This is a genomic window from Pseudomonas sp. St29 (genome assembly GCF_001547915.1).
Taxonomy (GTDB): domain Bacteria; phylum Pseudomonadota; class Gammaproteobacteria; order Pseudomonadales; family Pseudomonadaceae; genus Aquipseudomonas.
In genome coordinates this window covers 3,339,682-3,361,224 of sequence record NZ_AP014628.1, presented here as the reverse complement: position 1 = coordinate 3,361,224, position 21,543 = coordinate 3,339,682, and the positions used below count along the sequence as shown (strand labels likewise).

The 21,543-nt window shown below is 65.2% G+C and carries 18 protein-coding genes; 4 read left to right on the top strand and 14 right to left on the bottom strand.

What is annotated here, in order from left to right; all coding sequences use genetic code 11:
- Window positions 1–2: 2 nt before the first annotated feature.
- From PST29_RS15115 to PST29_RS15100, 4 genes are all read right to left on the bottom strand, one after another.
- Window positions 3–524 carry a hypothetical protein gene (locus PST29_RS15115; RefSeq protein ID WP_060839223.1) on the bottom strand — a complete coding sequence of 174 codons (522 nt, stop codon included), beginning with the start codon at window positions 522–524 and terminating at the stop codon, window positions 3–5.
- 28 nt (window positions 525–552) lie between these two features.
- Window positions 553–4,146, bottom strand: a complete 3,594-nt coding sequence (locus PST29_RS15110; RefSeq protein ID WP_060843554.1) for a tetratricopeptide repeat protein — start codon at window positions 4,144–4,146, stop codon at window positions 553–555.
- On the bottom strand, window positions 4,124–6,934 hold the full coding sequence (locus tag PST29_RS15105; RefSeq protein WP_060839221.1) for a bifunctional glycoside hydrolase 114/ polysaccharide deacetylase family protein: 2,811 nt from the start codon (window positions 6,932–6,934) through the stop codon (window positions 4,124–4,126). The genes PST29_RS15110 and PST29_RS15105 overlap by 23 nt, the downstream gene beginning before the upstream one ends.
- Window positions 6,935–7,013: 79 nt before the next feature.
- Complete coding sequence (locus PST29_RS15100) at window positions 7,014–7,946, bottom strand: NAD-dependent epimerase/dehydratase family protein (protein ID WP_060843553.1); 933 nt, start codon at window positions 7,944–7,946, stop codon at window positions 7,014–7,016.
- Between the two features lie 594 nt (window positions 7,947–8,540).
- Between PST29_RS15100 and PST29_RS15095 the strand changes: the two genes are divergently transcribed.
- Together PST29_RS15095 and copC are read left to right on the top strand one after the other, a co-directional pair.
- Window positions 8,541–10,631: a TonB-dependent receptor gene (locus PST29_RS15095; RefSeq protein ID WP_082729246.1), complete on the top strand. Its 2,091-nt coding sequence runs from the start codon at window positions 8,541–8,543 to the stop codon at window positions 10,629–10,631.
- 62 nt (window positions 10,632–10,693) lie between these two features.
- The gene (copC, locus tag PST29_RS15090) at window positions 10,694–11,083 is read left to right on the top strand and encodes a copper homeostasis periplasmic binding protein CopC (RefSeq protein ID WP_060845129.1); all 390 of its coding nucleotides are present in this window, start codon (window positions 10,694–10,696) and stop codon (window positions 11,081–11,083) included.
- Here copC and mbnM read toward each other — a convergent pair.
- From mbnM to PST29_RS15055, 8 genes are all read right to left on the bottom strand, one after another.
- The gene (gene mbnM / locus PST29_RS15085) at window positions 11,059–12,432 is read right to left on the bottom strand and encodes a hypothetical protein (RefSeq protein WP_148659638.1); all 1,374 of its coding nucleotides are present in this window, start codon (window positions 12,430–12,432) and stop codon (window positions 11,059–11,061) included. The two genes, copC and mbnM, sit on opposite strands and share 25 nt — an antisense overlap.
- Window positions 12,419–12,997 (bottom strand): methanobactin biosynthesis protein MbnC, encoded by a 579-nt coding sequence (gene mbnC / locus PST29_RS15080; protein WP_082729245.1) that lies wholly within the window; start codon window positions 12,995–12,997, stop codon window positions 12,419–12,421. Before mbnC ends, mbnM begins: the two co-directional genes overlap by 14 nt.
- Window positions 12,994–13,806, bottom strand: a complete 813-nt coding sequence (gene mbnB, locus PST29_RS15075) for a methanobactin biosynthesis protein MbnB (RefSeq protein WP_060843551.1) — start codon at window positions 13,804–13,806, stop codon at window positions 12,994–12,996. Before mbnB ends, mbnC begins: the two co-directional genes overlap by 4 nt.
- Before the next feature lie 62 nt (window positions 13,807–13,868).
- On the bottom strand, window positions 13,869–13,964 hold the full coding sequence (mbnA, locus tag PST29_RS31035; RefSeq protein WP_016963189.1) for a methanobactin: 96 nt from the start codon (window positions 13,962–13,964) through the stop codon (window positions 13,869–13,871).
- 145 nt (window positions 13,965–14,109) lie between these two features.
- Entirely contained in the window at window positions 14,110–15,246 is a 1,137-nt protein-coding gene (locus PST29_RS15070; protein ID WP_060843550.1) for a methanobactin export MATE transporter MbnM, read from the bottom strand.
- Complete coding sequence (locus PST29_RS15065; RefSeq protein WP_060843549.1) at window positions 15,243–16,139, bottom strand: MbnP family copper-binding protein; 897 nt, start codon at window positions 16,137–16,139, stop codon at window positions 15,243–15,245. Before PST29_RS15065 ends, PST29_RS15070 begins: the two co-directional genes overlap by 4 nt.
- Window positions 16,140–16,155: 16 nt before the next feature.
- Window positions 16,156–18,237 carry a TonB-dependent hemoglobin/transferrin/lactoferrin family receptor gene (locus PST29_RS15060; RefSeq protein ID WP_232513243.1) on the bottom strand — a complete coding sequence of 694 codons (2,082 nt, stop codon included), beginning with the start codon at window positions 18,235–18,237 and terminating at the stop codon, window positions 16,156–16,158.
- A 126-nt stretch (window positions 18,238–18,363) separates the two neighbouring features.
- Window positions 18,364–18,795, bottom strand: coding sequence for a DUF2946 family protein (locus PST29_RS15055; RefSeq protein WP_060843547.1), 432 nt, complete (start codon window positions 18,793–18,795; stop codon window positions 18,364–18,366).
- Between the two features lie 404 nt (window positions 18,796–19,199).
- On the opposite strand from PST29_RS15055, the gene PST29_RS15050 reads away from it, so the two are divergent.
- Both PST29_RS15050 and PST29_RS15045 read left to right on the top strand, forming a co-directional pair.
- Window positions 19,200–19,487 (top strand): c-type cytochrome, encoded by a 288-nt coding sequence (locus tag PST29_RS15050; RefSeq protein WP_082729244.1) that lies wholly within the window; start codon window positions 19,200–19,202, stop codon window positions 19,485–19,487.
- Window positions 19,488–19,660: 173 nt separating this feature from the next.
- Window positions 19,661–20,224, top strand: coding sequence for a fasciclin domain-containing protein (locus PST29_RS15045; protein ID WP_060843546.1), 564 nt, complete (start codon window positions 19,661–19,663; stop codon window positions 20,222–20,224).
- Between the two features lie 59 nt (window positions 20,225–20,283).
- Here the strand turns inward: PST29_RS15045 and PST29_RS15040 are convergent, their stop codons facing one another.
- Entirely contained in the window at window positions 20,284–20,865 is a 582-nt protein-coding gene (locus PST29_RS15040; RefSeq protein WP_060843545.1) for a putative natural product biosynthesis protein, read from the bottom strand.
- Between the two features lie 159 nt (window positions 20,866–21,024).
- Window positions 21,025–21,420: a DUF2946 family protein gene (locus PST29_RS15035; RefSeq protein WP_060843544.1), complete on the bottom strand. Its 396-nt coding sequence runs from the start codon at window positions 21,418–21,420 to the stop codon at window positions 21,025–21,027.
- Window positions 21,421–21,543: the final 123 nt, after the last annotated feature.

Sequence of the window (21,543 nt, the reverse complement as noted above, 5' to 3'; positions counted from 1 at the left end):
CGTCACTCGATCCGCAGGCCGCCGACCAGTTTGTCGAGGACCTTCTGCGCCGCACCGGCCAGGCTCTCGCGCGACCAGCCGGCACGGGCGCCGCTGTTGCTCCACAGCACCTTGCCCGTGCCCGCCTCGACGACCCGCAGGCTGATGCCCACTGCCGGTTCGCCGTCCAGGCCGTTCTTGTACTGCCACTCTTCGACACTGCCGGACACCACATAGTCGAGCTTCTGCTCGCGGGCCCAGTCCATGGCCCCGGCCAGACGTTCGCTATCGTCCAGCAGGGCCGGCTCGCCCTGCCCCGGCGCGCCGCTGTAGACCTGGGGTTGCAGGCCACGACTGCTGAGCACGCTGAGCAGGATCTGCTCACTGCGCTCGCCGGCCTGGGGCGTCTGCGAATAGTTGACCAGCGGCAACACGCCCCAGCGGGCATTTTTCGACAGTTCCGGGCTGCTTTGACCGGTAAAGCTGGTGCACCCGGCCATCAGCAAGGCGGCCATCGCCAGACTCACGCAACGAAGGGATTGCATAAGGTTCACTCCTCTTTGAATTCCATGATCAGCGTCCAAAACGCACGCTGTAGCTGACACCTGCAGTGCCGCCGGATTTGCCGGTTCCGCCTTGCGGCGCCGACTGGTAACCGAAGGTCACTGCCAATTCGTCATCCCCTATCACCTCGGTGCCGATACCGGTACTGATGGCGTAGTTGATGGTGTTGTCGGTCCACTGCCAGCCGGAGCTGACGTCCACCAGCCAGGTGTACTGCCCGCGCGTGCGGTTCAGCGCCCCAGGGAAGCCGCGGCGCCAGGCGCTGCCGAAGAACAGCTGGCCATAGCGTTTCTGCAGCAGGGTCTGGCTGTTGATCTGGTTCGGGTCGTCGAGCTGGATGCCGGCCAGATCGATGCCTCCGCCCAGGGTATTGGCCAGGTTGGGCAGCGCCCGGTTGTTCAGGCTGTTCTGCTGGTAGTCGATGCCGCTGCGCAGTTCCCAGTTCGGACCTTCGAACTGCAGGGTGTGGTCGAACTCGATCTTCAGTGCCTGACCGCTGCCCAGGTCATCGCCGCCGCGGGTCGAGAACCAGCGCTGGGCCAGGTTCCAGGACAGCTGGTCGCGGGCCGAGTAGCGATGCCGGCCACCGACCCAGAGATCGTCCTGCTGGCCGAAGGCACGCATCAGGCCGCTGTCTTCGTTCTTGCGGTGCCAGTCGGCGCCCAGGTCCAGCTCGTTGCCGCTGTCCACCTGCCAGCTGCGACTGATGCCCAGGCCGTTGCGGTCATCGTCCTTGCGCAGGCTGCTGTCGACAATCAGCTTGTAGTTGCCGTTCTCCACCTGACGCTGCAGGGTCAGCTCGGTATTGGTCTCGTTGCCCAGGCGCGCGGTATCGAGGGTGTCGCCACTGTAGCGGCCCTGCTCCAGCACCAGCTTGGCGTACCAGTTGTCGTTGAGGTAACGCGCGGCAGTCAGCCGCGGGCCGTTGAACACCAGTCCGCCGTAGTCCTGGCGCTCCCAGGCCAGTTGCACGCCCTGGGGCGTGCGCTCGGTCATCTCGATGGTCTGGCGCCGCAGTTGCTCACGCAGGGATGCCGGCTGGTCGTCACCCAGCGCCGACAGCCCGGTGGCCAACGCTTCGCCGCCGCGCCCGAGGCTGTTCAGGGCCTCGACCTGCTGCGCCGGATCAAGGCTGCCGCCGGCCACCAGACGCTCCAGGGCCTGGCGGTTACTGCCGCGCAAGGCTTCCTGGATCTGTTCGTAGCTGCTGATCTTCAGGCCCCGGCTGCGGGCCCAGGCCAGCCACTCGTCCTTCTGCGCCGACTGATTGAGGTCATCCAGGCGCGCAAGGAACTGATCGAACCACAGCTGCAGCATCGGCTTGGAACCGTCCTGCCATTGCATGGCCTTGTTCTGCGCCTTGCGCGACGAATAGCTGCTGGCCAGCAGGCGCAGCCAGGTGGCATAGCCCTGTGGCGTGGCGCGGATCTGCTCCGCGGTCACCTGGCGATCGAGCTTGAGCCGCAGGCGCTGGGCCGAGTCGGCATAACCTGCACTTTCCAGGGCATCGGCATAGGCAGCCTGGACCATCCAGTCCTGCGAGTTGCCCTGCAGGTACAGGCGATACCAGGCCAGGGCCTCGGTATTGCGCCCCACCAGCTGGCTGGCGGCGGCAAATGGCAGCCACAAGGTGCTGTCGCTGCGGGCCAGGGAGCGCCATTGCTGCAACAGCGGCTTGATCTCGGCACTGCGCCCCAGGTCGACATACAGCCACAGCAGGCGTTCGCGGAAGGTGTTGTCATCCGGGAACCGGCTCAAGCCCAGGCGATACAGGCGCAACGCCTCGTCGCTGTTGCCCTGCTGCACCGCCAGGGCGCCGCGGGCGGCCAGCACCTGGGACTGATCGGCGGCGTCCGGGTACTGCTCGGCTTCCTTGAGCAGGTCGACCACCAGCGGCCAGTCCTGAAGCTCCTGGGCCAGTTGCAGGGCGGCCACCAGACGCTGGGGATTGTGCCCCTGGCGCCAGCTGTCGACGGTCAACTGCAGGGCCTTGCGCGGATCGCGGGTGCGATACAGGGCGATCAGCTGACTCTCGTCACCGCTGTTGAGCGAGCCCTTGATCGCTAGCATCCTCTCCAGCGCCAGCTGCAGCTCATCGTCCAGCTCCAGGTCCCAGGCCAGGGAGGCGCGGGACTGCCAGTAGTTGAGGTCGTCGATCTTGTTGCCATCGACCGCGGTGATCACCTTCCACGCCGACTGGCTGTCAAACAGCTTGAGGTAGTTGTTGGCCCAGTCCACCCGTTCGGTGCTGGTCAGCGGATACCGCTTGGCGAAGTTCTTCCAGACCGCCAGGCGCTCCGGGTACTGCTCGGTGTTTTCCAGGTTCTGCAACAGACGCACCCAGGCCAGCCGGTGCTTGGGGTACTTGGCGACGTAGCGGCGCAGCCATGCTTCCGCCTGCTCGGGGGTGCCGCGGGACTCTTCGGCGTACACCAGGGCGTCGAGCTCGACGTTACTCAGGGCCCGGGTGTCCATGATCCCGGCCAGCAACGGAATGCCACGGTCGAAGTCGTAGGTCTGCATGGCCAGGCGCCAGGTGTGTTCGAACTGCGCCGGGTCGTGACGCAGCTTGCTCAGGCTGATCCAGTAGCCCAGCGCCGAGGCCGAATCGCCCTGCCACTCGGCGAGATGGGCCATCTGCTCCAGCAGTGCCGGATCCTCCGGGCGCAGTTCCAGCAGTTGCACGCCTACCGCATGGGCGCCGTTGAGGTCGCCAAAGGCCAGGCGCTGCTTGAACTCCTTGGCCAGGACCTCCGGGCTGTCGGGCTGCAACTTGCGCCAGGCGCTGAAGAACTGCTCGGCCAGGTCCGCACGGTTGTGGGCAATCGCCACATCGACGCCCTGGTCCAGCAGTCCGGCATCGAATTCAGCCTCGGGCTGGGTCGCCAGTTCCCGGGCCAGCAGCTCGGCGGCCTGATCGCCACGATCCGCCGCCACCAGGGTGGTGAAGGCTTGCTGCAGGAGCTGGCGGCGCACGTCGGGGGCCTGGCTGGCATCGAGCAGTTGCACATAAAGGTCGGCGGCGCGTCCGGGCTGTTCGCTGGCCTGGTACCAGCGCGCCGCCTCGGGCAGCCAGTGCTGCCCCTGCTTGGGATCGCGACGCGCCAGCTCGGCGTAGGCATCCGCTGCCAGCCCCGGGGCCTGGGCCGCCAGGGCCAGGGAAGCCAGGCGCTCCAGCTGCGGGCTGGGCAAGGAACGGTAATCGAAGGCCTTGAAGCGCTCGGCCAGGGCCTGCAAGGCGGCGCTGTCGGTGCTGTTGTTCAGCGCCAGGGCATCGAGCTGCAAACGGTAGTAGGCCTTGAGCGCCGGGTCGGGTTGCGGCCACTCGGCCAGGTGTTTTTCCGCCTTGGAGTAGTCGCCCAGCTGGATCAGCAGATCCAGCAGCTGGGTGCGCAATTCGCTGTTTTCCGGGTGCGCGGCCAGCAGCACTTCGGCATAACTGGCGGAAACCTCGTCCGGTTGCCCGCCCTTGGGCCGGAAGGCGTCTTCGTTGCGATAGGTCGCCCACAGCAGCACGCCGACGGCAATCGCCACCAGCAGCAAGGCCCAGGGATTGAGCAGCCGCGCCCGCGGGGCCTTGTCAGTTGCAGAAGAGTTGGCCATCACTCACCTGCTTCAAAGGAAGTTGGAAATGCCACAGGCCCTGTTCGGACTTGCCGGCGTAACGTTGCCCCTGGACCTCGACCCGGCAGGCGCTGGCCGACCGCACCGAGAACTCCAGGTTGAACTGGCCGGCAAAGGAGAACGTCACTTGCCGGTCATTCACATAACGCCAGTCGCGCAGGGGAATGTTCGCCAGCTCCAGGGCCGGACGCGGATCACGCTCGGGACGCAGGGCCAGCAACGGATGATCGCTGCTCAAGGCCACATAGCGCCCCTGGGGCAGATCACGGACCCCGGCCACGCCTCGGGAGCGACCCAGATCCGGCCAGCCGAGCTCAGGGTCCAGGCGCAGGGTGCGCAAGCCATCCAGGCCGCGCACCTGCCAGTCGCCTTCGGCGGTACGGGCCAGGCTGGCCTGGTACAGACCGTGGACCCGGTCCAGGTAGTCGCTCATCCACAAGGACAGCGGCTGCTGGCCACGCATGAACCGGTAGATGTCGGTCATGGCCTTGATCGAGGCCTGCTTGGTGCCCGAATAGAAGTGGTAGTACAGGTGAATGCCGCGCAGGCGCCGCGGGCTGTCGGTCAGCTCGAAGGTGTCGATCACATCGCGGAAACCGTAGTACGGGCCCTTCCAGAGGTTGGTGTACATGTTCTCGTTGATCACCGGCGCGTAGTACTGCAGGCCGCCTTCAGTGGGACGCAGCAAGGGATAGAGGCCGGTCAGCGACGGGTTGGCCTTGGTCAGGATGGTCTGTCCGCCGTTGACGTTTTTCAGCCCGGCGGCGTAGGCCATCTTGATGGTGTCGGCGCTGGGCAGCGCGTCCCCCGGCCAGAAGATCAGCTTCACCGGCTTCTGCGCGGTGGTCAGACGGCTGTTGATGTAGTCCCGCGAGCCGTAGATCTCGCGCTTGTAGTCCAGGGTCTTGTACCCCGGGATGTTCAGGCGCAGGCCGTATTCGGCGTGGAAGTCCTCGTCCTTCTTGGCCTTGTCCGGCTGCATGTAGAACGGGTGGCTGTAGGTGTGGGTGGCCACCTCGACCTTGGGATCGGCAAAGATCTCCTGGGCGATCGGCTCCAGTTCCCGGGCGAGGAACGGCGACATGCCCTTGGGCCCGATCTCCCCTTCGATGATCGACACCGAGGTCAGGTACGGGTTGGGCCGGATGTAGTCATCCAGCACCTGGCGCCCGGAATACGGGGTGCCGCGCACTTCGGCGTGGGACGGAAAGCCGTCGCCGTCGATGTGCACCGTGGCGATCCGCCGGCCGTTCTCGGTGGTGGTGTCCGGGCGCGGTTGCGCCGGCAGGCGCAGGGCCTTCTGGATAAAGGCGAACGGGTCGAGCATCCAGCGGCTGCGCTCGACATTGGCCTCCACCACATAAGGGGCCAGGGCCATGCCGCCCCAGGTGCCGATGACCACGGGGGCATATTTGCCGCCCTTGTCGTCCCCCAGCAGCAAGGCCGGTTTCGGTCCGTCGGGCAGCAGCGTGACCCGGGTCAGTTCACGGGTCCGCGCCACCACCGGTGCTTCAAAGGCACCGATCAGGCTCTTGTCCTGGCTCAGCACCTGCAGGTTTCCACGGGTTCCCGGCGCCGCCAGGCCCAGTCCCAGGCGCTTGAGCAGTGCACGGTCTTCGATCGGCAGGCCGGCCATGATGGCCAGTGGCACCTGTTCGTCCAGGCGCTGGCCGATCCAGTGGCTGAAGGCGCGGCTGTCCTGGGGCGGGCCGCTGGTCATCCACACCACCACCCCGGCGTACAGCCCGGCGAAGCTGTAGGACGGCAGGCTGTCGTCGGCCGGCAGGTAGTCCACGCGGTAGCCCAGGTATTCCAGCAGACCGCCGAGCATCCGATGCCCGGCGTGATCGTAGAGTTCGCCTTCACGCGGGTCGTAGAGCATGGCGATGCGCCGCGGCTGCACTTCCACGGTGCTCAGGCCGATGGCGTTGAGGTCCGGGGTGGTGACCACCGGGATAAAGCCTTCCTGACTCAGTTGGCGGGCCAGCTTGCGCGCTTCTTCGCGGCGGTTGGGTGGCAAGTAGTCGATGGCCACCAGGGGAATGTTTTTGGCCCGCAGTGGCTTGAGTTCACCTTCGAGCCAGTTGCGATCGGACTCGGAAACCGGCCGATAACGCTTGGCCGCGGCATCCCAGCCGGCATGGATCGATTCGACGGCCACGGCCGCGGCCACGCCGTCCAGCTCCCCCAGCACCTCGAAGCCACGGTTGAAGAACAGCTTGAGGTTGGGCAGACGGCTGTGCAGCTCCCGCAGGAACGAGGCCAGGGCCTGGCGTTGCGCTTCGCGCTGGGCTTCAGGCAGCAGCTGGAAACTGTCCAGGGTATCGAGGAACAGGCCGGCATAGCCCTGGTCCTGCAAGGCCTTGGCGCGCTTGAACAGGTGTTCGCGCCAGGCCGGGGTGGCGATGTCCATCACCTGGCTGTCCCAGGCCTTGTTGCGGATGGCGCTGGCGCCCTGGGTCAGGGCCTGCTTGTCCAGCGCCGCGCGGTCACCGTCGAACTCGCCCACCGACAGGTAGGCGAACGGCTGGCTGCCCAGCTTGCGCAAGGTGGCGACATCCGCAGTGCTCATATGACCAGGCTCGACCACCGCCCACTCGTACTGCGCCAACTCCTCCAGCGGAGGTCGTTCGGCGTACCAGAAGCCGACGCTGGCAGGCGCCGCCGGCGCGGCCTGTACCAGCGAAGGGGTTGCACACAAGGCCAATGCGGTAAACAGGCGCCGAACCATGTTGAAGACACGCCCCCTGCGAAACTCGATGTCCATAACTCACTCTTCAGTAGATCAATCGGCACACCATCAGGCTGTCGAGCTCCGGCTCGCCGGAACGCTCAAGGCCAGGAAGCTAGAGACTGCGGTACAGCTGCGCCAGGCCCTCCCCGAGGCGGGTCGGCGTCCCCAGATCGAAGCGCTCGCGCAAACGTCGGTTGTCGGCCTTCGAATGGCGGATATCACCGGATCGCGCCGCGGCATGATTCACCTTCAGCGGCTGGCCGCTGATCTGTTGCAGGGTCGCGATCAGGTCGTTGAGGCTGGTCACGCCACCCAGGCCGACGTTGGTGGCATCGATCGCGGGCGCAGGTTGCTCCAGACCCTGGACCAGGATCTTCACCAGGTCGGCGACATAGACGAAATCCCGGGTCTGCCCGCCATCGCCGAACAGGGTGATCGGCTGCTGGCTCCTGGCCCGTTCGCTGAAGATGCTGATCACCCCGGAGTACGGCGAGGAAGGGTCCTGGCGCGGTCCGAAGATGTTGAAAAAGCGCAGGATCACCGGCTCCAGGCCATGCTGACGGCGGTAGAAATCCAGGTAGTACTCGCTGGCGAGCTTGTCCGCTGCGTAGGGCGTGAGGGGCGACTTGGGCGTGTCCTCGCCAATCGCGGTGCCCTCGCCGTTGTTGCCGTACACCGCCGCGCTGGAAGCGAACACCACCCGGCGGATGCCCGCCGCGACCATGGCCTCGCAGACCCGCAGCGTGCCGATGAAGTTGCTCTGGTGGGTGCGTACCGGGTCTTCGACCGAGGCCTGCACCGAAGCCACCGCCGCCAGGTGCACCACCGCGTCGCAGCCGCTCATGGCCGTGGCCAGGAGCGTGGCATCGGCGACATCACCGACCGTGAGTTTCAGGCCGTGATGGGTCAGCGGCAGATTGCTGGTCTTGCCGGTGGACAGATCATCCAGAACATGAACGGCATAGCCTTTGGCCAACAACGCATCGACCAAGTGGGAACCAATGAAACCGGCGCCACCCGTAACCAGTATCCGTTCAGAAGACATAGATCATCCCAAGGAAAATTTCGTCGCTACGCCGATTCAAGCTAGCACACCGGTTGAAAACACCCTGGCTAATAGCTGCCATGGGCGTCATTTTCCGGGGAGCTGTGGTTTGCCGAAGGCTCTAGCGCCTTGGCCCGAGCCGATCCAATGATGTTGGCGTCAAAAAAACATCAATAAAATCAATTGCTCAGCGAGCGCATACTGGGGTGAAAAAGCCATTACGTCAATATTACGTCTAGTTCTGGCCATTTCTAAAAAACAACGAACTTTTAGCCAATATGTTGACGTAGAGCCTCGGCAGCCCTCCCCGACCATTGAGCGCGGAAAACCACGCCTGCGACATTCTGCCGCAGCGCCAGTGGCCCGGGTCCGCGGGCCAGAACGGCGAGCACCAACGCGGCGGGCTCCAGGCGGCCAACGCCCAACCGGGCCACATACTGCGTCAGCCTGTCGCAGGCAGGCCGCGCCGCCCCTGGCGAGACTTTCGTTTCATGCCTGCGGAAAATACGTCTCCCTTACCCCTATCTCCCTTCCCCAAGGGGCCCGGCGGGCCGGCGATGGCCTCGGGGCATCCTGGCTGTCTGGAAGTTGCCTATGCCTGTTCTTGTCACTTTGCTCCGGGCAAAGAATCTGTACCCCTCCCCTGCCCTGTGGCCATTGCTGGGCTGCGGCCTGCTCGTCCTGGGTCCGTCGTCCGTGGCCCTGGCCGAAATCGCCCCGGTCGAGAGTTCGACCCTGACCCTGGGCACCGTTACCGTCCAGGGTGGTGATGCCGCCGGCAGCGGCCCCTTGAGTACCCGCAGCGTGCTCAGTTCGGTGGACATCCTCGGCGGCGACATTCTGGAAAAGATGCCGGTCAACTACAGCTGGGAACTGTTCAGTCGCGCGCCGGGGGTGATGCTCACCGAGTTCAACCAGGGCACGACGTCCGGCAAGATCTCCTTTCGCGGGTTCAACGGCGAGGGCGAAGTCAATGCGGTCAAGCTGCTGATCGACGGCATTCCGAGCAACAGCAACGACGGCAACATGCCGTTCATGGACATGATCTTCCCCATGGAGCTGGACAGCATCGAAGTGGTGCGCGGCACCAGCGATGCCCGTTACGGCCTGAACAACATCGCCGGCAACGTCAATATGCTCACGCGCAGCGGCGGCGACTACACCAAGGCCCGCCTGCGCTACGGCAGTTTCAATACCCAGGAAACCCAGCTGGCCAAGGGCATCGAAGGCAGCAACTGGACCCAGAACTATTTCTTCGCCTACCAGAAGGCCGATGGCTATCGCGACCATGCCCAAGCGGACAAATTCTCCCTGTCCGGTAAATGGTTCTACGCACCGGACGACGGCCGCTACCGCCTGGGCCTGATTGCCCGGCACTACGAAACCGAGGCCCAGGAGCCGGGTTACCTGAGCCAGAGCGATGCTCGCCAGCACCCGACCATGAGCAACAGCTACAACGCCACGGACAAAGGCACGCGGCGCATGAACCAGCTCAGCCTGCATCTGGACACGGACCTGGCCGACACCCTGGCCTGGTCGGCCAAGACCTACGTCAACACCTTTGATGACCGGCGCTGGACCCAGTACTGGCGCACCAGCTCGCAGCAGGAGCGCGACACCTACGAGACCCAGTACGGCGCCCTCACCTCCCTGACCTGGCGCCCGCAAGTCAGCTGGCTCTACGCTTTTGCGCTGGAAGGCGGCGCGGATGTGCAACAGCAGCAAAACCGCAGCGAGCGTTACCGCACCCAGAACCGCGCCCGCCTGGCCCAGACCCGGGATCAGCAGTTCGACTTCGACACCTACGGCGCTTACCTGCAGGCCGAGATCAAGCCGTTCGAGTCGCTGAAGATCGTGCCGGCGTATCGCGTCGACAAGATCCAGGGCGATTTCACCAACCAAATGACCGGCCTGGACTACGACATCAACGACTATGGGCTGATCAAGCAACCCAAACTCAGCGTGGTGTATTCGCCCTGGACCGTGGCCAGCCTGTACGCCAACTGGGGCCGCACCTTTCAAGTCGGCACCGGCGCGGCGGCTTACAAGATCCCGCCCCGCGACACAGACCTGGCGCCGTCGATCAACGAAGGCTGGGAAACCGGGGTCAAGTTCACCCCAACCGATTGGGTTGACGGCCGAGTGGCTTACTGGCGGCAGGATGCCAGTGGCGAAGTCAGCCGCCGGCTCAACGACCCCAGTGGCGAGTCGGACAACGTCGGCGAAACCCGGCGCTGGGGCTACGACCTGCAACTCAACCTGCACCCCGACGAACGTACCGACCTGTGGCTGGCGTACTCCTGGCAGTACTCGAAAATCCTCAAGCCCAGTGCCACCCTGCCCAACAGCCAGGGCCAGGAAATCGACCACATTCCCCATCACCTGTACAACGCGGGGGTCAGCTACCACCTGACCCCAGCCCTGCAACTGACCGCCTGGATGAACGGCCAGACCCACTACTACCTGGAGCGGGAAAACACCCAGGGCACCTATGGCGGTTACGTGCTGATGAACCTCGGCGCCACTTACAAGGTCACTGAGTCAGTGAGTGTCGACCTGCAGTTGAAGAACCTCACCAACCGCTACTACGAATACGTCTGGTACGACCCGGACGGCGCCAAGGCCTCGCTGCACTCGCCGGGCGACGGCCGCGCACTCTATACCGGTATCACCCTGGACTTCTGATGAACCACCCTGCCCGGGCGCAGGTCGCCCGGGTCAAGTCGCCCATTTGTACCCACCCCTTGATGAGAGGCACCGCCCATGACCGCCTACGGTTCAAAAAAATCCTCACCACCCTGGCCCTGCTGGCTTCCCTGACCAGCGCCGGTTCGGCGTTCGCCCATGCTCATCTGAAGAGCGAAACCCCGGCCGCCGACACCACCGTCAGCGCGCCGAAGGAATTGCGCCTGGTGTTTTCCGAAGGTGTCGAAGCGCAGTTCACCCAGGTCAAGGTCAGCACCGCGGGCACGGACGTGGCGATCAAGAGCATTGCCAACGCTGCGGGGGATCAAAAAACCCTGATCGTCACCCCACAACAGCCACTGGCCCCCGGCGAGTACAAGGTGCAGTGGCATGCGGTGTCGGTCGATACCCACAAGAGTGATGGCGCCTACGGTTTCACCGTCGGCAACTGAGCCTGACCGTCGCCCATGGCTGCAGTGAGCCCGCCCGGTTGCGGGCTCGTTGCGCGGATGCACTGAATGCGCCTGGCCAGCCAAAGCAGGGCCAGCACTTCCGGCACCAGCACATAACCATAGGCAACGACGGGTATGTCCAGGCGCAACCCGAGCACCAGGAGCGGCAGGCCAACCGCCCATCCCAGCAGCGCATCCACTTTGGCAATGGCGACAAATTCACCCAGGCTCTGCAAAGCCGCGCGCAACGCATTGGTGGCCAAACGGACCGGCAGCGACACCCCCAGCATCAGCAGAAAGCTGCTCCACCACCTGCCCTGCTGGGCATACACCCATTGCCCCAACCAGGGGCCGAGCAGAATCAGTAGTCCACCCAGCAATGCCATGCCCGGTATGCCCAGGCGCAACAGCTGCTTGAGCAGTCGCGACACCTCGTGCGGGGCCAGGCCGGCAAAGCGCATGGCCAGAAAGCGGATCAGCGCCACCAACGGCGCAAACACCAACAGGGCCAGAAAGCTTGCGGCCGCGAAGGCATCCAGACGCTGGGTATCGACCGGGGCAATCTGCGGCGCCGCGAACAGCACCAGGGTCATCAGCCCCAGCAGTTGCATGGACAGTAGTCGCAACCCTTCCCAGGCACTCTGACGCAGCACCGCTCTGGCCCAGTCCGCTGCGGGCAGCCAGCGCCCCCACCCCATCAGCGGCTGCAAGCGCCGTAGCACCCAGGCGCAGGAACCCAGGTGCATCAGCAGCGATGCCTTGAAGCAACCGGCGAAGCCAAACCCCAGACACTCGATGAACAACAGGTTGAGCACCACCTTGGCCAGCAGCTCCCAGAGTTTCCAGCGCACCACCAACGACCCCTGTTGCGAGGCGTGCAGGATGAACGCCGCGCAGCCATTGAGCAGGCGCAACGGCGCCGTCGCCGCGAACCAGGGAATGGCGCTGAGCAGCAATGCTCGCAGTGCGGCATCGTCAGCGCTGAGGCTGGCCGCCAGCGGCGGATAGGCCAGCAAGCCGACAAGGCTCAGTAGCCCCCCGAGGGTTGCCGCCAGCGTCAATGCACCACGTATCACCGGCCCCGCTCGCCCCTCGCGGAGCGCTCGGGCGACCCGGACCGAAACCACCGATCCCAGCGCCATGCTGACCAGCAGATCGAGCAGCGCCAGACGCGCCAGCATCACGTAGGCCGCCGGCATGCCCGGGGCCTGGTGCGCCAGCATGCCGAGGTCGATCTGGGCCAGCATCTGCGCCACCGCGAAGGCCAGCACCAGGGCCGCAAAGCCGGCCCAGAACGCCCGGCCATGCACCGTCAGCGCTGTCCTGTCCTGTTGTTCAACGCGGGACATCGGTCCAACCGGGAAAGCCGTCTTGCAGATGCCGGCTGTGCACCGTGAAATAGCCAAAGGCGGCCTCTGGTGCCGGCAGTGGTTCGGCCAGCTCGATCTGCTCGATGTCCCTGGCGCCCTCCAGGGTCTGGGTTTTCCAGCCACAGACCAGATCCGGCAGGTCCGCGGCGGCGAGGAAGATGCCGTTGGCCTCGCTGCGGTCACCGGTGGCCCAGCGCGCCGCCGAGGCGCCCATCAGCTGGTAGCGCAAGGCCGGAGTCACTTGCCGGGCAAAGGCCGAATGCTGCAACCAGACATCCAGCCACAGGTAATAGGTCCAGTTCAGCGATAGCCGCTGCTGCGCCGCCCAGCTCATGAACGGGCGAAAGATCGCCAGCCCGTCGGGCCCGGACAGCTCCAGCAAGCCCGGGCAGATATCGAACAGGGTGTGCCAGTAGACCCGCAGGCTGCTGTCGATGCGCACGAAGGCTCGGGAGTCACGGGGGTAATCGCCCTGGCGTTGCGGCACGCTCAAGGCATGCAGCAGTTGGCTGTCGGTCCTGGGCAATGGGTGCTCGGTCTTCATGTCCGCGGCTCCACAGGCGAGGAGGGAAAAATGCCCCGCAGCCGTTGCAGGTCGCCGATGATTTCGGCCTCGTCGAAACGGCCGTCGCGTTCGTAGGTCAGGGTTGCCTCGGGACCGTCGAACAGCCCGCGATAGCGTTGCAAAAACCCCAGGGTTGCCTCGGAAAGCACCTGGTCGTGGGTGTCGAGAATCAAATGCGGCTGCAGGATCGACAGGTTGTAGCCGGCGGTATGAAAGTGCGATGAGTGTTCAATCACGCCCTCCCAGGCCTCCAGGGGCACGCCGCAGTTGAGGTGGGCACAGACTGCGTTGGAGGCGTCGAACAACACCCCGGCGCCGGTATCGCGATAGAGCCGCTCATGAAAGGCCGGTGCGTCGTGGCCACCGTCCATGATCGACGGGTAGTTCTCCAGCAGCAGCTGACAACCCAATTGCTGCTGCCACCAGTCGACGCGCTCGCGCACCTGCGGGTAATCGCCCACATAGTCGATTTCCGCCAGGTGATACAGCTGACGCCCGTCATGACTGAACCGCGCCACGTGATCGGACACATACAGCGGCCGCAAGCGCTCGATCAGCTCGCGCAAACGCCGGGCCAGGCTTTCAAGGGCCGGCGTGTCGTTTTCAATGAACTTGGAAAACATGATGTGAAAGCCCACCGGCGCGGCAAAGCCAGCCTCCAGTTCGTCGATGGGCACGGTCAGAAAGTTGTCGATCAGCAGCTCGACATAGTCGATGTGACCGGCCTCCAGCAGCTTTCGTACCAGGGGCGCGGTGTCTCCCAGGGTGTAGTTGAAGCCGATACGCATGGTCCTGCACCTCCTTGCTCAAGACCCGCCACGCCCGCCGTGCGGGCGTGGCGGGAAGGCTTTTAGTTGACCCCTACCGGAGCGCAGCACGAGGCGCAGCAGGCACCGGCGCGACCGGCGATGTGCAGGGTGTGTTTTTTAGCGATCTTGATGCTCATGGGTATTGCTCCTTGCTTGATTGAATGGGCGCAGGCGCCCGGGGTTTGGCGAATTCGCCGTTGAGGTAACGCGGTGCAGCGGATGGTTTTCTTAAGAGCAGCCTCCTTGCTCCCGACGGGAACACGCGTGGTGATGGGGATCGGATCAAGGCCGGCGCTTCCACGGGTCTTGCCAGCGCGGGTCGTGGAGCAGCGAGTCGTCGGTCAGGGCCTTGAGAAAGGCCAGCAGGTCGCGTTTTTCTTGCGCGGTGAAATCGATGCGCGCAATCAGCCCGCTCTTGTACGGATTCAAGCGGCCATCGCCGCGCTGCGGGCCGCTGGCGATCAGGCGGCCGCCCTCGGAGTAGAAGTCGATGACCGCTTCCAGCGTGGCCAGGCTGCCGTCGTGCATATAGGGCCCGGTGACCGCGACGTTGCGCAGGCTCGGGGCGCGAAAGGCGCCCATGTCCTCGGGCTTGCCGGTGCTTTCATAGAGCCCGCGATTGGGGAAGGGAAAGCCGCCGGCGCCGTCGATGTTGTACAGCCCGGTGTTGTGAAACGGGGTGTCCACCACCCGGCTGCGGGCATGCACCACCTGATCGTTGAAGTTGAAGCTGCCGTGACAGTGATGGCATTCGGCACGCTCGCCAAAGAACAGCGCCATGCCCCGCTGCTCGCTCTCGCTCAGTTGCTCGCGGCCCTGCAGGTAGCGGTCATAACGGCTGTCCACCGAGACGATGGAACGCTCGAAGGCCGAGATCGCCAGGATCACCGAGGCCATGCTCAACGGCTGCGGCTGATCGGCGAAGGCCTGGCGGAACAGCAGCGGGTACAGCGGATCGGCCGCCAAGCGCGCGAGGATCTGCTGGCGATTGCCATCATTGACCCCCATCTCGATCGGGTCGTCGCCAAACAGCGGCACCTCCATCTGCCGCTCCAGGCTGACGATGGCCGGCGCCGCCCAGTTATAGGTGGCGTTCCAGGCGCTGTTGGCCAGTCCGGGCGCATTACGGTGGGTCAGTTCACCGGTGGCGCCCACCGCCAGCGCGCGACCGTCGCTGAAGGCCCGCTCCTGCAGGTGGCAGGAGCTGCAGGAGCGGTTGCCCGTGGCCGACAGTCGCGGGTCGTAGAACAGCCGCCGGCCCAATTCGACCTTGACCGCCGACATCGGGTTATCCTCAGGCACCCGCGGCTGCGGCACATGGGACGGCAACTGCCAGGCCCACTCCTGAGCCACCGCGGCCCCGGCCAGAACCGCGCTCAACAGCAGCCCCGCAGCCCGCAACAGTCCCAGGCCGCTCATGGCTTGGGCCGTGCGGCGAAGGCCGGCGAATACCCGGGTTGCAGCGGCTGGCCACTGTTCAAATCCAGGCCCAGGCGCGGGAACAGGGTCACGCACTCCGGATCGCTGGGGCCGCTCATGCAGCCCACTGCCGCGCCCTGGTCTGCGCCCAAGGCGCTGTCCTGGAACAACGCCGTCAGGTCCAGGGCCACCTGCTGCCTGGCCGGGTCGAAGTCCGGCAGCGTCAGGGCAATGCGGTTGGCCCGCTGGCACGCCACCGTCTCACCGGTCACCGGGTTGCCGTTGCAGCCAGTGGCGCCCAGGTGCAGGTACCAGGTGTTGGCCCTGGCGCCGTCGGCCTTGGTCACGCCGCCGACAGGATCGACCTCGACCTTGATGAACTTGCGCCCGGCCTGCCAGCTCCAGCCCATGGCGGCCAGGTCCAGGGGCGCGCCCTGCAGTTCGGTGCTGGTGTGGTTCAACGCCTCCGGCACGCCCAGGGTCAGGCTCAGCCCCCGGTAGTGCCCCGGCGGTACGTGGCCGGATACCTGGGTGTGGGTGCCTGGCGTGCCACCTGCGCAATGCCCGCTGCCGTCTTCGAAGTCGAGCAAGGCCACCTGAGCGTCCTGCCAGTCATTGATATCCAGGCGTAGGGGCACCTGCTGGCCCGCCGCGTCGATCAGCGCCACCTCCTGTACATAGAAGCGCGCATCGTGCAGCGCCAGCCTCTTGCGGTCGCGGCCCAGTGGGCCAAAGGGTTGGCCGCAGTTCACCGGCTGAGCGCCGGCCACCAGGGCGAAATCCACGGTGACCGCCTGCTCGGCAGGGGGCACCGGCTCTTTCGCGGCGCACCCGGCCAGGCCGGCCAGGGCGATCAGGGCGATCAGGGCAAGGCGTGAAGTCAAATAACCCATCGTGAAGCTCCCGAGGTCAGAAACGCGCGCTCAGCGTGAGGTTCACGCTGCGGCCTTCTTCATAGGTAAAGGTGTTGGCCAACGACTGCTGATAGGTGCTGTAGGCCTTGTCGAACAGGTTGCTGACGCCCAGGTCGGCGCGGTATTGGCGGTACTCGAAAGCACCTCCGATGTCGTGGATCACATAGCCCTTGCGCCGCCGCAGCAGGGTGGCGTCGTAGTCCTGGGCCAAGACGTACTGGCCCTGGTAGTTCAGGGACCAGTGCTCATCCAGGCGGTACTGGCCGCCGAGCACCAACTTGTCCGGCGGTGCATACAACTGCGCCCCGGTGTCGGCATTGCGCGAACGCAGCCGCGAATAGCCGGCGCCCACGGACAGGCGCTGCCATTGGTAGCTCAGTTGCGCCTCACCGCCATGGCGCTCGGCCTGGGCCACGTTGACCCGCTGGAAAATCATCCCGGTGCCGGCAAACGGCGCCTGGCGCGCATAGCGGCCGACCACCTGCTGATCGATCAGGTCGTCGACGTCCTCGCGAAAGTAGGTGAGCTTGGCCTGCAGGCTGTCACCACCGGCCAGCAGATCATTGAACGCCAGCGTGGTGCCGACCTCACGGGTCTTGCTGGTTTCCGGCTTGAGGCCGGGATTGGGGCGAAAATTGAACAGCGCCCGGCGAGTGTTCAGGTTGCCGAACATCTCGGTCATGGTGGGCGCGCGGAACGCCTCGCCGTAGCTGACGAACACCCCGAGGAATTCCCAGGGCTGATACTTGAGCGCCACCTTGGGCGAAAGCCGGCTGTGGCTGGAGTCGTCCTGGCCGGGGGATGTCAGGCGATAGTCGTCATGGCGCAGGGCGGCAATCAGGGTCCAGTCGTCGAGAAAGGCCATCTCATCCTGAACAAAGCCACCCAGGGCGCGCATGTGCCCATTGGGCAGGACACTGTTGGACTGACCGTCGGAGGCGTTTTCGTTGCTGTCGCGGTAGCCGTCCACGCCGTAGGTCAAACGGTGGGCTCCGGCGTTTCCAGCCTCGATCCGGCTGGTGTTCTGCAGGCTGGCACCCAGGGTCTTGGTCTGGGTCGCCGTGGTGGGTTGACGTGGCACCGAGCGGCTATCGCCGTCGAGGGTGAAGCGCGTCTGGTAAACCGCCAGCTTGCCGTCCAGCAAACGCTGCTCGGCATCCTCGAAGGCCCAGCTGGCGTTGTACTGCTCCTGTTCGCGCTGGAGCTTCTGCGAGAACGGAAACAGCAGGTTGCCGCCAGGGTTGGTCGGGCCGACCATCACGTCGGCAAAGCGCTGGTAGCCCAGTTCGAAATGGTTCAGCTCGTTGGGCGAAAAACGACTCTTGAGCAGGCCGCTCTGCAGATGGCCATCGTTGGGGTACTGGGCATCGCTGCCGCTGGCCCCGGTGTGAATGGTGCCGTAGTCACGGTAGGTGCCGCTGGCCAGAATGTCCGAACGCTCGCCCCGCGCGGCCAGGATCAGGTTGCTCGACGACTCGCGGTTGGCACTGCGATAGCCGGCCTTGATCCGGCCACCACTGCTTTGGCTCGGGTCGAGAATATCGTCTGCATTGAGCGTCTCGATGGCCATCACCCCGCCCAGCCCGCCGCTGCCATAGGCGGCGGACATTGGCCCGCGGACCACATCGATCTGCCGGATCAGGTCCGGATCAATCAGCAACGGTGTGTTGACCCCGCCATCATTGTTGCGCCGCGCGCCATCCACCGTGAGGATGATCCGCGGTCCTTGCAGGCCGCGGATCGCCGGGCTTTGCGCGGCGGCCCGCGGGCCACCGCCGTAGTTAACGTTGGGCAGGGTGCGCAGCGCCGTGGACAGGGTATTGGCCTGGGCTTCATCCAACTGCTGACGCTCAACAATGGACACCGAGGCCGGCAGTTCAAAGCTGCTGTTGGCGGTACGGGTGGCGGTGACGGTGGTGGTGTCCAGGGCGAAAGGCGACGCGGCCTGGTCCGCGGCGGAGGCTTGTCCATAAGCACTGTTGATGGCCAGCGCGCAGGCAATCGTCAGCAGCGACAATGGCCAGCGGCGCCGGCCCGGCCCGCCATGGGCGGCGCCAGTGTGATGAAAAGAATGCACGGAAAAAGGTTCGGCAACGCGTAAGGCGGCCGCTACCGGGGTCATAGCAGGCATGACAGGACGTCCAAAGGTGATCACGAAAGTGCACCAGGCCCAGAACTTCAGGGCTGGCGTGATGACAGGCGTTCAGCCGATGGCCGGCGGCGCCCTGGCCTGGGGCGTGTCGGCGCTATCGCTGACGGGGGGACGAGTGTTTTCAGGGGCGCCAGGGACCTCATGGCCGACGCTGGCTGTCGACAACCAGGGCCAGGCCGGCGGCAGCGCCACACCGCCGACAAAGGGGCACAGGGCGCAGCCTTGCGCAGCCCCGTGCCCCTGGCTGTCGTCTTGATCCTGATCCTGATTCTGATTCTGGCCAGCACGGGCCTGGAACTCGGCAAGAGACACCCGCTGCATGCCCTGTGCGGTGCACACCAGCAGCCACTCACCGGTGGCGCTGGAGCCCGAGGTGGGCATCGGCATGCTGGCCCAGGTCACCGCCTGCAAGACCATGGCCAACAGGCAGACCAGCAGGTCGAGCGTGGGCCGAGCGTGTCGCCGGTGCCGGTTGAAGATCATGCAAGAGTCCCTGCCGTTTGGGTGTATCAGCGATGCCCGGTGAAGGGGCATGTTCCGTGCTTGAGTGCCTGATCGTTGGCGTCGATGCCTGCAAGGCGCGCCCCGTGAAATCTGTAAAAGAGTGCCGGGCTCCTCGCGAAACACCGGCACTCAGTGACGTGATGTAACCCTGCCTGGAGAAAGCATCCCGTCGGCCGGCAATCTAGCACGCAGGCTTTGCCGGCCTGATGTGCGACAACCTGCCACAGATTGCCCGCCGCCGGCCGGTGGATCGCCTAACTCAGCGCTGGCGGCCGGCACCTGCGGCGGGCGGTCGCAGTGGGGGTGTAAAAACCCCCTCCCTACACTGCGTCGATCGCGCCCGTGCGCGACAACCTGATGATAAGAACACGATGAGGACCATCATGAAGACGCTACTGGCTGCCGCCTGTTTACTCGCATTCACCAGCGCCCACGCCGCCCAGGACCCGGAGGCGGTGTTCAACCGCGCCTGCACCGCCTGCCACAGCGGGCAGTTGCCCATGGCGCCGAAAAAGGGCGATCAGCAGGCCTGGAAACCGCGCCTGGCGCAAGGCACTGACCTATTGGTCAAGCACGTGACCGAAGGCTTCAATGCCATGCCGCCCCGGGGCCTGTGCATGGATTGCAGCGCCGAGGACTACAAGGCGGTGATCGATTGGATGTCGAAGTAAGGCGCCGCGCGCCCTGCCCTGTTCTGCCCTTGCAGTGCAGGCCGGGCAGCCACTGCCGAGTCGCTTGAGCGAGCGCTGCCGAGAAAAATCGACCAGCGCCGCATCCGTTTGCCGATGGGCCCCGTACATTCAGCACCCTCATCAGGAGGGCCGAATAATCGAGGAGCTGCATCATGCACACGTTTAGCAAGCGCCTGGCCGCTGTCTGCTTTGCCGTATTCTCCGTCACTGCCCCGCTCAGCGGATTCGCCGCTGATTCGGTGATGGTCGGCGGCGCTGCGATGTACCCGAGCAAAACCATCGTGGAGAACGCGGTCAACTCCAAGGACCACACCACCCTGGTCGCGGCGGTCAAGGCCGCGGGGCTGGTGGACACCCTCAACAGCAAAGGCCCGTTCACCGTGTTTGCCCCCACCAACGAGGCGTTCGCCAAGCTGCCGGCCGGCACCGTCGACACCCTGCTCAAGCCTGAGCACAAGGCCGATCTGAGCAAGGTCCTGACCTACCATGTGGTGCCCGGAACCCACACCGCCGGGCAACTGCTGATCGAGGCCAAGCAACATGGCGGACAGGTCATGCTCAAGACCGTCCAGGGTGAAGCCCTGACGGTCAAACCCTATGAAGGCAAGCTCTGGGTCATCGACGCAAAAGGCGGCAAATCCGCGATCAGCATCGCCGATGTCATGCAGTCCAATGGGGTGATTCACGTGGTGGACAGCGTGCTGCTGCCGCGGTAACCCAAGGTGCCCGGCAGACCCTGGGTCTGCCGGGCATCAGCCCTGGGCGGATAGCCGTCTCAGGGAATCGGCAACCAACGACGAAAGCCCGCGCCGCCCTTGGCGCTCAACGGGCACCAGGCAAAGTCCCAGGGCACCGGCGGGTACTCCTCCGGCCCGCCCTCGGCCTGCGGCACCAGACGCGGCGCCACCTTCCAGTCGAACACCCAGTCCGCAGATTCGCGCCAGGCCAGTACCAGCCCACGGGCCTGACTGTCATCGGTGTTGATCCAGCGCGCGGCCGCGGCGCTCATGAACGCCTCGATATGCTCCGCATTGATCCGCGCTGCGTAGCGCGACCCCAGCAGCCAGCGGCACAGGCTCAGGTAATAGGTCCAGTTCAGCGGCGGATGATTGCGGTAGGCCCAGGTCATGAAGCCACGAAAGATGTTCAAGCCGTCCGGCGGATCGAGCTTGAGCAGCCCCGGGCAGACATCGAACAAGGTGTGCCAGTACGGCAGCAGGCGCGCATCCAGGTGCACGAAGCTGCGAGCGTTGCTCGGGTAATCGGGAAACGGCAGCAGAAAGTCGCCGTGGTTGGGGCCCCGCGTGCTTTTACTCAGCAGACGGCTGACGCCAGAGGGGATCGCTAGTGCGCGCATGCCAGCCTCCGGCGACCCTTGTCCAGATTGGCGGCTACGGGCCGTGGCGGCTGTCGCCGGCCGTGAATGATTCGAGCCATGTGGTGCTCCTTTGCATCTTTGCAATAACCATGAACACGTCCTCGGCCACCGGCCGTGGGGACGCGCGAATGACAACGGTCATGCATCAGCGTGGGGAGAAGCCCGGGGATTGATCGACGGCCAGCGTTGGCGAGGCGTCAGCCTCAGCGGCCGGCCGCTCGGCAGGCGCGGTGCCAGGCCGAGGAAGACCGGCAAGACCGGGGAAGACGCCCCCAGCGGCGCAGCGCCGATCGACTGTGAGCAGCAGCAATGGGCCGAATCGCCCTGCACCGCCGAACTGGCCGGCTCTTTGTCCAGGGCCACGGCAAGCCGCACGCCGCCGGACGAACAGAAACTGCCCGCCAGCAGTTGCTCCAGGCTCAGGGTGCCCATGGCACTGGCCATGGGCAGCGCCGTGATCTTCAGCACAATGGCCAGGAACGCGGCGACCCAGGCGTTCTGCCGGCTGGCATTGCGCAGCCCGCACCCGAACATCAGCGGCGCGCGCCCAGGTCAGGGAGCCCGCGTTGAAAAGCGTTCATGCCACGCCCTCCACATCTTGAGAATCGAACGGCCTGCATTCAGCCACGCAGCCACGGCCGCGAACGGCAGCCAGAG